General features: G+C 60.4%; 11 protein-coding genes and 3 tRNA genes. 6 read left to right on the forward strand and 8 right to left on the reverse strand.

Going from position 1 to position 13,301, the window contains the following annotated elements:
* Positions 1 to 4 precede the first annotated feature (4 nt).
* The 8 genes from ACX82Z_RS08810 to ACX82Z_RS08845 form a co-directional block, all read right to left on the reverse strand.
* Complete coding sequence (locus tag ACX82Z_RS08810) at positions 5 to 982, reverse strand: TerC family protein (protein ID WP_459588001.1); 978 nt, start codon at positions 980 to 982, stop codon at positions 5 to 7.
* Between the two features lie 260 nt (positions 983 to 1,242).
* Entirely contained in the window at positions 1,243 to 2,379 is a 1,137-nt protein-coding gene (locus ACX82Z_RS08815; RefSeq protein WP_459588003.1) for an outer membrane protein transport protein, read from the reverse strand.
* Positions 2,380 to 2,676: 297 nt separating this feature from the next.
* Complete coding sequence (locus ACX82Z_RS08820; RefSeq protein WP_459588004.1) at positions 2,677 to 5,583, reverse strand: valine--tRNA ligase; 2,907 nt, start codon at positions 5,581 to 5,583, stop codon at positions 2,677 to 2,679.
* A gap of 104 nt (positions 5,584 to 5,687) precedes the next feature.
* The gene (locus tag ACX82Z_RS08825) at positions 5,688 to 6,350 is read right to left on the reverse strand and encodes a PopZ family protein (RefSeq protein WP_459588006.1); all 663 of its coding nucleotides are present in this window, start codon (positions 6,348 to 6,350) and stop codon (positions 5,688 to 5,690) included.
* Positions 6,351 to 6,492: 142 nt separating this feature from the next.
* Positions 6,493 to 7,896, reverse strand: a complete 1,404-nt coding sequence (locus tag ACX82Z_RS08830) for a TolC family outer membrane protein (protein ID WP_459588008.1) — start codon at positions 7,894 to 7,896, stop codon at positions 6,493 to 6,495.
* Positions 7,897 to 8,058: 162 nt separating this feature from the next.
* A complete protein-coding gene (locus tag ACX82Z_RS08835) occupies positions 8,059 to 8,733 on the reverse strand; it encodes a protein-L-isoaspartate O-methyltransferase family protein (protein ID WP_459588009.1) in 675 nt (224 codons plus the stop codon).
* 78 nt (positions 8,734 to 8,811) lie between these two features.
* Positions 8,812 to 8,885: transfer RNA gene (locus tag ACX82Z_RS08840), tRNA-Cys, on the reverse strand.
* A 106-nt stretch (positions 8,886 to 8,991) separates the two neighbouring features.
* The gene (locus tag ACX82Z_RS08845) at positions 8,992 to 9,246 is read right to left on the reverse strand and encodes a hypothetical protein (RefSeq protein ID WP_459588011.1); all 255 of its coding nucleotides are present in this window, start codon (positions 9,244 to 9,246) and stop codon (positions 8,992 to 8,994) included.
* 214 nt (positions 9,247 to 9,460) lie between these two features.
* Here ACX82Z_RS08845 and ACX82Z_RS08850 point away from each other — a divergent pair.
* The 6 genes from ACX82Z_RS08850 to ACX82Z_RS08875 all read left to right on the forward strand — a co-directional run bounded on the left by ACX82Z_RS08850 (position 9,461) and on the right by ACX82Z_RS08875 (position 13,245).
* Positions 9,461 to 9,535 (forward strand) — tRNA-Asn (locus ACX82Z_RS08850).
* 134 nt (positions 9,536 to 9,669) lie between these two features.
* Positions 9,670 to 9,894: a helix-turn-helix domain-containing protein gene (locus tag ACX82Z_RS08855; protein ID WP_459588012.1), complete on the forward strand. Its 225-nt coding sequence runs from the start codon at positions 9,670 to 9,672 to the stop codon at positions 9,892 to 9,894.
* Positions 9,895 to 10,171: 277 nt separating this feature from the next.
* On the forward strand, positions 10,172 to 10,417 hold the full coding sequence (locus tag ACX82Z_RS08860; RefSeq protein ID WP_459588014.1) for a GlsB/YeaQ/YmgE family stress response membrane protein: 246 nt from the start codon (positions 10,172 to 10,174) through the stop codon (positions 10,415 to 10,417).
* Between the two features lie 95 nt (positions 10,418 to 10,512).
* Positions 10,513 to 10,588: transfer RNA gene (locus ACX82Z_RS08865), tRNA-Thr, on the forward strand.
* A gap of 218 nt (positions 10,589 to 10,806) precedes the next feature.
* Positions 10,807 to 12,378: an FAD-dependent oxidoreductase gene (locus ACX82Z_RS08870; RefSeq protein WP_459588016.1), complete on the forward strand. Its 1,572-nt coding sequence runs from the start codon at positions 10,807 to 10,809 to the stop codon at positions 12,376 to 12,378.
* A gap of 87 nt (positions 12,379 to 12,465) precedes the next feature.
* Positions 12,466 to 13,245, forward strand: coding sequence for an NAD kinase (locus ACX82Z_RS08875; protein WP_459588018.1), 780 nt, complete (start codon positions 12,466 to 12,468; stop codon positions 13,243 to 13,245).
* Positions 13,246 to 13,301 lie beyond the last annotated feature (56 nt).

Consider the following 13,301-nt stretch of genomic DNA (forward strand, 5'->3'; position numbering starts at 1 on the left):
AGGCCTATTTGGCGCGCTCGCCGTCGTCTGCCCGTTCCTTTGCAGCCAGATGTTCGGGGGTTTCCTCGTCCTCCCCTTCCTTGATCATTATGGAAAGCAGGACCGATCCCAGGATCAACAGAGCAACGACGCCAAGCGACAGCTCGGACGGCAGCTTGTACCAGTGCTGGATGATCATCTTCGCACCGACGAAAATGAGTACCAGCGACAGGCCGTGCTTGAGGAAGCGAAACTCGCGCATCATGCCCGAAAGGACGAAGAACAGCGCACGAAGCCCCAGGATCGCGAACACGTTCGACGAAAAGACGATGAACGGATCGTTCGAGATCGCAAGGACGGCCGGGATCGAGTCGACCGCGAAAACAAGGTCTGTCACTTCCACCGTGACCAGCACGAGGAAAAGCGGCGTCATGAACAGAAGGCCGTTTCGCCGGACGAGGAATTTCGAGCCCTCGTATTCTTCCGTGACGCGCCCGGTCGAACGCAGCCATTTGACGACGCGGCTATTGCCGGGATCGGCCATGTCGCCGTCCGACATCATCATCTTGTAACCAGAAACGATGAGGACGACGCCAAGCAGCGCGCCGATCCACCAGAACTGGTCGACGAGATGCACACCCGGCACGATCAGCGACAGGCGCATGACGATGGCGCCGACGATGCCGTAAAAAAGCACGCGATACTGCGCCTCAGCGGGCACCTTGAAGTAGGCGAAGATCAACGCGATGACGAAGATGTTGTCGAGCGAAAGCGCCTGCTCGACGAGATAGCCGGTGAGGAATTCGGAGCCACGCTGGCGGCCCTCGAAATAGAAAATGGATGCCGCGAACAGCATTGCCAGCGACACATAACCGCCGACGGTCAAAAGTGCTTCGCGGGTGGTGATCACCCGGTCCTTGCGGTGGAGAACGAACAGGTCGAAGAAAAGGATTGCGGCGACGAACGCCAGGAACCCGGGCCAGAGCCAAGCATGATCAAACATGGTTTTGATGTGTGGTAGCGCGGCGTTAGCGCAGCGTCGATCGGTCCGACATCGCAGGCGACGCCTCGCCTGCCAGAGGGGCCCGGCCCGTGTGACTGCGACAAAATGCTCCTCGCAAGTGGCATTTGCAAGATGCGCGAACCCCGAAATTCACACATTGCGCAACGCGTGTGTGACGCAGCGTTATATCAATGCGAAACGGGCGCAGAATGACTGCGCCCGTTCGATGTTCATTCAAGCTGCGGTCAAACCGCCGAGGCTTACCAGTTGATGCGATAGCCGAGTGAAACGCCTGTCGCCCAGTCGCTGCCGACAGCCTGATTTTCAGGATGGAACGGCGCGTCGACCGATGCCAGATAGCTGACGCCGACGCCGGCGCGCAGTTCGCCGCCGAATTGATCGCGGAGCGATCCGCCGACGCTGAAGGTCCAGCTATCGCCGATCAGATCCCAGCCGGTCGCCACACCACGATCGTAGGTGACGCTGGCGACGCCATTCATCTGCTCGTTGAAGGCATGCCCGATACCGCCGGTCACGGTCCAGCCGTCACGCCAGTTGTAGATATCATTGGACGTGATCAAGCCTGGAACCTGAACGATCAGGGCTTCCTGAACGCTCCAGTCGGTCCACTTGACCGAACCGAAAGCAAGCCAGCCCGGCGCAATACCGCTTTGCAGCTTCAGTTCGACGCTTTGCGGAAGATTACCGAGTCCGAGCGCCGGAGCAGCCAATGGTCCGAAAGGCGTCTGGATGGTGAACTCGCCGTCGGCGCCGTAAGACGTTGCCGAGCGGTACATCAACTGGCCGCGTAAGGCGATCTCGGGAATGTCATAGCCAACGCCGATGCGGTAGCCCTGGTCCGTGCCCTCCAGCGTCAGTCCGGCATTCAAGGTGCCCGGCGCGCCCGGTATAAGCAGACCCGTCGGGACAAGCTGCGTGCGCGAATAGTCGAACTTTTCGTGGAAGACACCGCCGAGCAGGTAGAGCTTGCCCGGACCGGCATCGAAACGAAGCGCGCAGGTCAAGGCGAATTCGTCGACGTCGAACTGCTCGGTCAACTTGCCGGGCGTCACGCGCCCTTCATAGTTCACGTCCGCGCCGTAGGGCTGCGTATATGTGCCCGCGCAGCCAAGAGCATCGAACGGCTGCAACTTCATTGCCAGTGACGGAACGGCATAGCTCTCGGTGAACCGGTGTCCCACCAGCGCCGGATCATTATGGCGCGTGAAGCTGCGCTGCGGCGACACGATCGTGATGCCCGTGCGCATCGTGAAATTGCCCGGCTCGTAGAGCACGTCCGTGTCCGCGTTGCCGCGCGAAAAGCCGCCGGCCTGCGCAGTTGCGACCGATGCGGCAAGCACCGTGCCAGCGAGCATAATTTTGGTGAAACCTGTCATGATACGGGCACCCTCCCCCAACAAGAAACTGTGATCGGACAGTGCCTGAATTCACTTTCGAGGGGATGAAGACGTAAGCGTCAATCGGCACGGAAAGACCGATCCAATTCAATACGATGGGGGAAAAACAGCCGATTTTTAGGAACTGCCTGTCGGAGACTTGAATAAAATCAAGGAGTTCACAGCACCGTCACTTCAATGACACATTGCTCAAAAATGCATCAGGGGATGCAACCATCCGCGTCCGCCCGAAAACGGACGCGTCGGTTTAAGCCGCGGCTGGATGCGAATCGCCGTTCAGACGGCGTCTCGCAACCGAACGAGAGCTACCTCGAGCCGTGAACGCGACTCGTTGAATTCAGCGAGTTTTTCCCGTTCGGCCGCAACGATCTCGTCCGGTGCGTTGGCAACGAATTTTTCGTTTGAGAGCTTCTTTTCGATCCGCTGCGCTTCACCTTCCAGCTTGGCAATCTCCTTCGATAGCCGCGCTTCCTCGGCCTTCAGGTCGATGAGGTCGCCCAGCGGCAAACAGACGGTCGCTTCGCCAACGACGATCTGGGCCGCACCTTTGGGAGCTTCGCCTGCAAAGCCGACATCGCCGATCCGCGCCAATCGTCGAATCGCCGGGTCGTGGCGGCCGACGCGCTCACGCGTGGTCGCATTGCCTCCGACGATCACGAGCGGAGCGATCGCCGCCGGCGGCACGTTCATTTCCGAACGAACCGAGCGGATACCCGACACGATGTCGATCAGCCAGTTGATCTCGGCCGCCGCATCCGCGTCATCGAAATCAGGTGCGGGCCATTCGGCGTGGCACAGGAGCGTGTCGCGTGTTCTGCCCTCGCCGGCCGTGTGCGCCCACAATTCCTCCGTCATGTACGGCATGAAGGGGTGCAGCAGCTTGTAGGTCTCCGACAGGACGTAGGCCGCCACCTTTCGGCTCTCAGCCTTGGCGGCTTCATCTTCGCCCATGAAGACGGGCTTCAAAAGCTCCAGATACCAGTCGCAGACCTGATTCCAGACGAAACGGTATGCAGCAGCCGACGCCTCGTTGAAGCGATAGGACGTAACCCCCTCGGTTACGGCGTCGGTGGCGCGTGTAAGTTCCGTCAAAATCCAGCGGTTGACAGTCAGCTTCGCGTCGTTAGGTGCGAAATCGGGATCAAGCGCTGCGCCGTTCATTTCGGCAAAGCGGGTCGCGTTCCAGAGCTTGGTGCCGAAATTGCGATAGCCTGCCACACGCGCCGGATCGAGCCTGACGTCACGGCCTTGCGCCGCCATGATCGCCAGCGTGAAGCGAAGCGCGTCCGCGCCGTACTCGTCGATGAGGTCGAGCGGGTCGATGACATTGCCCTTCGACTTCGACATCTTCGCGCCATTCTTGTCGCGAACCAGCGCATGGACGTAGACCGTATGGAACGGCTCCTTGTCCATGAAATGGAGACCCATCATCATCATTCGGGCGACCCAGAAGAAAATGATGTCGAAGCCGGTGACCAGAACGTCGGTCTGGTAGTAGGTCTTCAGTTCCGGCGTCTTGTCCGGCCAGCCGAGCGTGGAAAACGGCCAGAGTGCGGACGAAAACCACGTATCGAGCACGTCCTCGTCGCGGGTGAGAATGTCACCCGGCTGGTAATTCTGCAGCTTCTCCTCGACCCATGCCTTCCACGGCCCTTCGTGGGCGATGTAGTGCTGGATGGCGGCTTCGAGCGCCAGTTCCTCATCCTTTTCGACGAAGACGGTGCCGTCCGGCCCGTACCAGGCCGGGATCTGATGGCCCCACCAAAGCTGGCGCGAGATCGTCCAGGGCTGGATATTCTCCATCCACTCGAAATAGGTTTTTTCCCAGTTCTTGGGGACGAAGTTCGTGCGGCCCTCGCGCACGGATTCGATCGCCGGCTTCGCCAGTGTCGCGGCATCGGCAAACCACTGGTCCGTCAGCATCGGCTCGATGACGACGCCCGACCGGTCACCGAAGGGTTGCGTGATCTTCCTGGCTTCGACCAGCGGAACGGCATTGCCCTCCGCATCCGTCGTCATGACGGCGAGCCCATCTGCGTTGATCTGCGCGACGATGCGCTCACGCGCCTCGTAACGGTCGAGCCCGCGATATTCGTCGGGAACGAGGTTGATCTCGTCTACTGTCGTCTCGTCCGGCAAATGGCCCGAGCGAACGATTTCAGCCGCCTGCGCCGCGCAGGTTGCATAATCCTCGCCATCGTCGCGCATCGCCGCCGACAGGCTCATCAGACGGTAGAGCGGAATATGATTGCGCTTGGCGACCTGATAGTCGTTGAAGTCGTGCGCGCCGGTGATCTTGACCGCGCCCGAGCCGAATTCCGGGTCCGGATATTCGTCGGTGATGATCGGGATCAGGCGGCGGTGTTCTTTCGGACCGACCGGAATTTCGCACAATTTGCCGACGATCGGCGCATAGCGCTCATCGGACGGATGGACGGCGACCGCACCGTCGCCGAGCATCGTCTCGGGCCGCGTCGTGGCGATCGAAATATAGTCGCGCGTCTCCCGCAGGATGACGTTTCCGTCCGCATCCTTCTCGACATATTCATAGGTCTCGCCGCCGGCCAACGGGTATTTGAAATGCCACATATGGCCGTCGACGTCTCGGTTCTCGACTTCCAGATCGGAAATCGCCGTCTCGAATTTCGGGTCCCAGTTGACCAGTCGCTTGCCGCGATAGATCAGCCCTTCCTTGTAGAGCGTGACGAAGACCTCGATGACGGCCTTAGACAGGCCCTCATCCATGGTGAAGCGTTCGCGCGACCAGTCGCAGGATGCGCCGAGGCGCTTCAACTGGTTCATGATGGAGCCGCCCGACTGCTCCTTCCACGCCCAGACGCGATCGATGAAGTCGTCGCGGCTCATGTCGCGGCGCGACAAGCCACTCTCCGCCAGTTGCCGTTCGACCACCATCTGCGTGGCGATACCGGCGTGATCCATGCCCGGCTGCCAAAGCACGTTCTTGCCACGCATCCGTTCGAAGCGGACGAGAATATCCTGCAACGTGTTGTTCAGCGCATGCCCCATATGGAGCGAGCCGGTCACGTTGGGCGGCGGAATGACGATGGTGAAGGCTTCGGCGCCCGGCTTCGATCCGGCGCCGGCGCGAAAGGCGTCTTCCTCCTCCCAGCGGCTGGCGATCTTCGGCTCGACGGCCTTGGCGTCGTAGGTCTTTTCAAGCATGGGGATTTGTCCGCTCGTTCAGGCGTTTCGTGCGGACGGGTAAACCGGAAGGCCCCGGTCAAGTCAACTGCGCGACGGGTCGCCGCGCACTTGCCAAAATAGGTTTAGCGGGAGCCAGCCCGTGCCACACGCTCGATTTCCTCACGCACGAGCCGCTCGACCAGCGTGGGAAGATTGTCGTCCAGCCAATCCTGAAGCATCGGACGCAGCATTTCTTCGGCCATTTCGTCGAAGCTCTTGCGCCGGCTCGCTGCAAAGGCATCGGAGAGTTCGCCAAACGCCGCAGCCACCTGACGACCAGTCGTTTCCGAAACGAGCGGGGCGTGAGCCGCGGCTCTTTCCAATTCGGCCTCTTCGGCATCGTCCAATGTCGATGTCGCCTGCTCGTCCAGTCCCTGATCGAGCGCTGCCTGCAATTCCTCGAAATCCGCAGCGAAATCATCGGGCAAGTCGAACTGGTCGTCGCCGTCCTGCAAGCCGGAAAAGCTCGACGTCTCCTCGTCGGACACGACGTCATGATTTTCCGCCGCATCTGCTTCTGCCGGATGGTCGCCCCGCTCTTCGACGGGCGCGGGCCGGCGGAAGGAGACGACATCGGAATTGGCGGGCTCGAGCACCGGCGGCGCGATCTCGCCCGCCGTCAAATCTGCATCGCCATCGAACGCGGCTGGCTTCTTTCCCGTGTCGCTGTCTTCGATGATCCGCCGGATCGATGCGAGGATTTCCTCCATGGAGGGTTCGCGCTGCGCGGAAGAAGCCTGTGCCATTGATGTGCCCCGTGCCTTTCGGCTGAACCGACGTCGCCGAGAATCAGGCGACGAATCAACGATAGATTAGCGAGAAGCCCCGGGAGAGAGAATCCCCCGAGGCTTCGGCAATTCGCTTTACACAGCTTTGATTCGCCGGAATTTACCGGCCGTCGGGCGTTCTCGTGCCGTGCCACTTATCTTTGACGGCATCGTAATGCTCTTCCGGACGGTGCAGCGTGACGCCGAGGCCAAGATTGCTGGCGGTCAGACGGCCCGTTGCCGACAAGATCGCGTAGCTGGCAACGACGACGTCGCGCTCGGCGCTCGCCTGATTGATCTGGGCGTTGATCACATCGGCCTGCGCATTAAGCACGTCCAGCGTCGTGCGCTGACCGACATTGCGCTCTTCCGTCACGCCGTTCAACGCAAGCTGAGCGGCGGAGACGAGCTGGCGATTGGCATCCACGGCCTCACGCGAGGCAATATATTGCGTCCAGGCAGCCGTCACCGCCTGCCGCACCTGATCGCGCGTGACATCGACCTCGATGCGGGCCTGACCGAGTTCTTCCTTCGACAGACGCACCTGACCCGAAGTGCGCCCACCCTGATAGATTGGAATGGTCAGGTTGACGCCGACATTGGCCGAATTCGTGGTGGAGGAGCCTCCGCCCAGATCGACGCCCGGAAGATCGGGGATCGCCCCGCCGCCGCCGCTACCGCCATCACGATAGGTCGTGGAAACACCTGCCGACGCGGACAGCGAAGGAAGCAAGGCACCTTCAGCCGCCTTGACCGAAAAACCGGCCGCATCCACCAGATGCTGCGTGGCGAGGATCGCCGGATGCTGCCCCGCCGCAATCGTATAGGCCGCCTCGACGCCGCCCGGCAGGAGATTTGCGAGCGGGCTGGCTGCAGAAAGCGAATTCGGATCTTCGCCGACGATCTGGCGATAAAGCGCGGCGCTGGCCTGCGCCTGTGCGCGGGCGGCAGCAAGCTGCGCGATTGCCGAAGCCCGGCTCGCATCGGCCTGTGCGACGTCCGTGCGCGTGCCCTCGCCCACTTCGAAGCGGGAATTGGCCGCGCGAACCTGCTCACCGAGTTGCGCGAGATTTCGTTCCTGGAATACCGCGATCTGCCGATCGCGGATCACGTCCATATAGGCGCTGGCCGCGTTGAACAGGATATTCTGTTCGGTGTTCTTCAGGCTCTGCTGGGCGGCCCTGACACGCGCCTCGGCAGCGCTGACGTTGTTCGAGGTCTGGAATCCGTCGAACAGGGATTGCTGGATCGATACGCCGAAGGAGCCGGTGAAAATCTCATTGCCGGACTGGGTCTGGTAATTGATCTGCCCTTGAGCGCCGACGGTCGGCCGCCAGCCGGACTTTGCGATTGGCACCGTCTCGTCGGTAACGCGGACACCGGCGCGCGCCGAATTCAGGCTGGCATTGTTCTCATAGGCCTTGGAGAGCGCGCCGAGGATCGTCTCGGCCCCAGCCGGCACGGCAGCGAAAACGACTGACGATGCAATCGCAGCGGAAAGGAGAAAACGACGATATCGGAGCACGAACCACCCTCTTTAATTCCGCATGTCTACCCAAGTGACCACTGACCCGGCACGCGTAGCCGCGACAGCGATATCCGATTCGAGCGGGCTCGCAAGTCACAGACATGCGAAGATAGTCGAAAATTGCAGCCTATAGGTTGCAGATCGGTAACAGAGCGCCGATCAAAACTGGAACGTCGGTGCACGGCGGAACGCCGCCAATGGTTTGATTGCGCAATTGAAGCCACGCCGTGCGGCGACCACGCCGTTTTCCTTGAGGAAGAGCATCGCCTTGCCCGTATTACCCTGGCCGACGACGGCGACCAAACGGCCGCCTTCTTTCAATTGCGCGAACAATTGTTCCGGCATTTCCTCGACCGCACCTTCGACGACGATCACGTCGAACGGTGCCTCGCTGGGATAGCCGGCCTCCAGTGGCCCCTCGACCACCGCGACATTGTCGATATCGAGCTTGCCGAGCGTCTGCGTTGCCGCGACCGCGAGATCGGCATCACTTTCGAGCGCAATGACCGAGCTTGCGAGTTTCGAAAGAACGGCGGCCGAATACCCCGTTCCCGATCCTACATCGAGAACGACGTCGCCCGAGCGGATTTCGGCCAGTTGGAGGAGTTTGCCGAAAGGAGACGGCTCCATAAGATAACGCGCCGCCAGGCCGTCATGGGCGGCAGCAATCTCGATATCTTCGTCGATATAGGCAAGCGCCTTGCGGCTGGCGGGAACGAATTCCTCGCGCGGGACGGTAATCATCGCATCGAGCACAGGCACGTTCGTGACGTCGGTGGTGCGCAACTGCCCATCGACCATCTTCAACCGCTGCGCCGCATAATCGATAGTCATGTCTTCGCCCGCGCTTTTCATTGCCGCGTCGTCGCAGTGGCCTGCGCGACGCATCTCGATGGCTTGCAGGACGCGCGTTGGAGGCCTCGCCCGGAATCGAACCGGGGTGCAAGGATTTGCAGTCCTCTGCGTAACCACTCCGCCACGAGGCCGTCCAGGGCGTCGTGCCCTGGCGCTCATTAGGTTGGGCTGGCCTTGCCTGTCAACAGCGCAATTGAGCTTTGCCGCTACCGCAAGGCCATCCGTTATTACCTTGCCCTACCGATTTCGGCGTCCGTTGCGACTTCCCCACCAAACGGTGCCGCGACGCCGCCAGCGACGGATCATCGCAAATTCGTAGGAAAGCACGAGGATGCCCAGCGGCAGCATCCAGAAGCCGAGGATCGGCAGGAACCCCAAAAGCCCGCCGATTACGAGCAGCACCCCGACGGAAATGCGCAGCAGACGCGACTGCGGCAAAGGAATCGCCTTGCCGAAGAGCGTTATGCGCCGCCTGAAGGCGGGTTGTTCCATAAGGGCGTCCTTGGAAGTAGAGATGCTCATGCGCGTTCATCTAGGATAGATTGGGGCCGTTTCGGGGCTAACCCCCGAATTGTGCTGATAAAGTTCCGCATCGTAACGCCTCAAGCGGTCGTTTCCATGCGCTTTTCCTCGAAATTCACGCCCTATGCGCTTTGCAAACATGAAAACTGTTTGCTATAGGCACGCTCGTTCTCACGAGCATCGTTCCCCGGTAGCTCAGTGGTAGAGCAACCGGCTGTTAACCGGTTGGTCGCTGGTTCGAATCCGGCCCGGGGAGCCATCTGCCAGTCAGATATCTCATTTTGCAGCATCATAAGTCAGTTGATTCAGCCGTCGGTTTCGGCAATCGCGTAAAACTTGACCTGTGCGCTCAACACTCCCATTTAAGCTGCCTTACCAAAGCGGGACGAAAGCATGATCGAGATCGTGGAAGCCATCAACGCGGCTATCGCGACCGGCACCAATCCGGTGACCGCGATTCGCGAGGCGTTTAACTACACCTTGGAAGAACTTGCCGTGACATCCGGCCTTGCCACCCAGGAACTGGCCGAACTGGAAGCGGCAATCCCCGACGAAACTGCACTCAGCCGGATCGAATCCGCACTGGGCCTGCCCGCCGGCGTTGCGAGCGGAGCCTGAGGGAACAACACCGCCGCGCCGGCGGTTCTACATCACTTCGACGCAGGAGTGACTGAAATGCTTCGTGGCGGTCTTTTGTGGCTCATCGGCATCCCTCTTCCCATCATCATCATTCTGTGGGTGCTCGGATACCTGTCCTGAACACGAACCGCGATGGACACGGTTTATGCCATCGCGGTTCTCCCCTTTCTGCAAAACTACATTGCGCTATATTCCCCCGCGTTAGATGACTCGCGGGGCGTTCTCGAACGCCCAAATCGGAGAAGGGGAGACTGAAATGGAAGGTGTAGGCTGGATTGCGGCGATCATCATTGGCGGCCTTGCCGGCTGGATCGCTTCGAATTTCATGAACAGCAATACCGGCATTCTGGCGAATATCTTGCTCGGTATCGTCGGCGCCATTGTCGCAAACATACTTTTGGGCCTCGTCGGAGTGACCTTTGCCGGCTGGCTTGGCAATCTGATCGCCGGTTTCATCGGCGCATGCATTCTCATTGCGCTCGGGCGGGCGATCCGCCGCTGACGATCGCCATTGATGTCGGAACGGGGCCGTAGGGACGGTCCCGTTCAATCACCCCTATTTACTGGATCGCGAATTGTGGTAACGGGGTTCGCGTTGCCCTTGTAGCTCAGTTGGTAGAGCACCTGATTTGTAATCAGGGGGTCGGCGGTTCAAGTCCGTCCGGGGGCACCATCCTGCTACGCTCATTTGCGATGCCATTCCGAGGCTCGCAGCACATCCCCAATAATTCTGAAGCATCAAAATGCAACGCGAAAGCTTCGCCTCTACGCCAGCGCAATAACAATCTGAAATTTGCGCGTGGCATGTTGCATTGCAGCAAGAAAGCGTCCTAACCTGCGCGTGCCCGCTCTGCGGGAATTCATCGACATTCGCGGTTGACGGATAATGCAATGCTTGCCGATTTTCACGACATCTCCGAGGCTTCCGGTCCTCGCGATGTAATTGTTGTCGGTGCTGGCGCTGTCGGACTGACTGTAGCGGTCGACCTCGCCCGGGCCGGCAAGAATGTTCTTCTGCTCGAGGCCGGCAATCGCCTGCTGACCGACGACAGCCAATCCTACTTCTCAAGATCCAGTTCGACCGGCAAGGAACTGAGAGGGCTGCATTCCGGCAGGTTTCGTGCATTGGGCGGCACGACGATCGCCTGGGGCGGACAACTCGTTCCGCTCGAACCGATCGCAATGGAGGATCGTGAATGGGTATCGGGCGCCGGATGGCCCATTTTACCCGGCGAGCTTGCGAACGCTTACAAAACCACCTTCGACATGCTTGGCCTGAAAAGGCGAATCGATGACGCTTCCGTCTGGAAGCGGCTGCGCACGGTCCCACCGGCCACAGGCAGAAATCTGGAATTCTTCTTCACCCGCTGGGCGCCGAAACCGAACTTTCTAAATCTTTTTTCGCGTGACATCGCGGGCCTTGCCAATCTCAATCTGCTCACCAATGCACCGGTGACCGGGCTGTGGCATTCCCATGCCGATAAGTCTGTCGGCGTGGTCGTGACTGACAGAGAAGGCACGCGGCATACTTTGCGCGCGCACCAGGTGATCCTTGCGCAAGGGACGATCGAGGTCGCCCGACTTTTATCCATGCCACTTTTGGGTGGACTTAACGCGCCCTGGTCGCAAAGCCCCTGGCTCGGACAGGGTTTTTGCGACCATATCGACGCGGACGCGGGCAAGGTGCGGATTCTCGATCAGAAGCGTTTTCACCGCCTTTTCGATCCGGTACTGCTCGACGGGCTGAAATATCTGCCCAAACTCAAGCTTTCACAGCACGCCCAGAGAAGCGACAAGCTGTTAGGCATTGCTGCACATTTCGTATCGAGTTCAGGCAAAGCCGATGCGTTACGCGCGTTCAAGAATCTGATGAGCGGTGCCCTCAATGGCAAGCGCGGGTCCGACAGTGATTCGAACTGGCACGGCCTGATGTCTGCACCGAAGGTAATGCTGCCGGCGCTCGCGCATTACCTCCTGACACGACGCATCTATAGCCCAGGCGAAAACGGCGTCGTTCTCAGACTCACCGGAGAGCAGATCCCCGTGCGGGAAAGCGGTCTACGGCTCACCGACGAACGCGACCGGCTCGGCATGCCGCTCGTTCAGATGGACTGGCGCATCAATGGCCGCGAGCTTGAGACGATGGCCTTGTTCAGTAGCGGGGTCGCGGCGTTTCTGAAGCGCCAGGGCCTCGCCGATGTACAACTCGACCATCGCCTCGCCAATCGCGACCCCGCCTTTCTCGAAAGCGTCGAGGACGGCTTCCATCACATGGGAATGGCGCGGATGGGCCGATCCATCGAGGACGGGGTCGTCGATCAGAACCTCAAGGTTTTCGGGACGGACAATCTGTTCGTTGCAGGGGCTGCCACCTTCCGTTCAGCCGGATTTGCAAATCCGACGCTCACCAGCCTCGCTCTTGGACTTCGCCTGTCGCGCGCCATTCAGGCCGGCAACGTGTAACTCGTTAGCGTGCGCGCGGAGCCTTTGCACGCCCGCCCCGACATGCTACGCGATTTGCCGGTCGTCTCAGATGTCGAGCAGCGCCTTATGAACTCGCACCAGATGCCGCAATCGATCGCCTTCGTCGCCGCAACGACGGACGAGGCTCAGTCGGCGGCGCACAGGCTTGCAGCCCTTTACGGCCAGTCCAGCCTAGAGGACGCCTCGATCGTCGTTGCGCTTGGCGGCGACGGCTTCATGCTCGAAACGCTGCGCGCGCAGATGGGATCGTCGAAGAAAATCTACGGCATGAACAAGGGCACCGTGGGTTTCCTCATGAACGAGTATCACGAGCGCCACCTGCCCGAACGTATCGCCGCCGCCCTGCCCGAAACGATCCGTCCGCTCGAAATGCTGGCCGTCACGCAAGACGGCCCCGAACAGAAGATTTTCGCGATCAACGAGGTCGCACTGTTCCGCCAGTCGGCACAGGCAGCCAAGCTGCGCATCACCATCGACGGCAAGGTGCGGCTCGAAGAACTCGTCTGCGACGGCGTGATGGTGGCGACGCCAGCAGGCTCGACCGCCTACAATCTTTCCGCGCACGGGCCGATCCTGCCGCTCGACGCGCCTTTGCTTGCGCTCACTCCGGTCAGCCCCTTCCGCCCCCGACGCTGGCGCGGCGCGCTTTTGCCCAATCGTTCGACCGTGCATTTCGATGTGCTCGAAGCCGACAAGCGGCCGGTCAACGCCGTCGCCGACCACACCGAAATTCGTTCGATCCTGAGCGTCACCGTACGCGAGGTCAGCGACATGACGGCAACCGTGCTGTTCGACCCGAGCCATTCGTGGGATGAACGCGTTCTGGCCGAACAGTTCCGTTACTGAGTGCGAAATTAACGATTTAGCCTTGGAAACCAGCCGATTCGGTTGACATCCGCTCC

It is taken from the genome of Aliihoeflea sp. PC F10.4 (assembly GCF_054612275.1).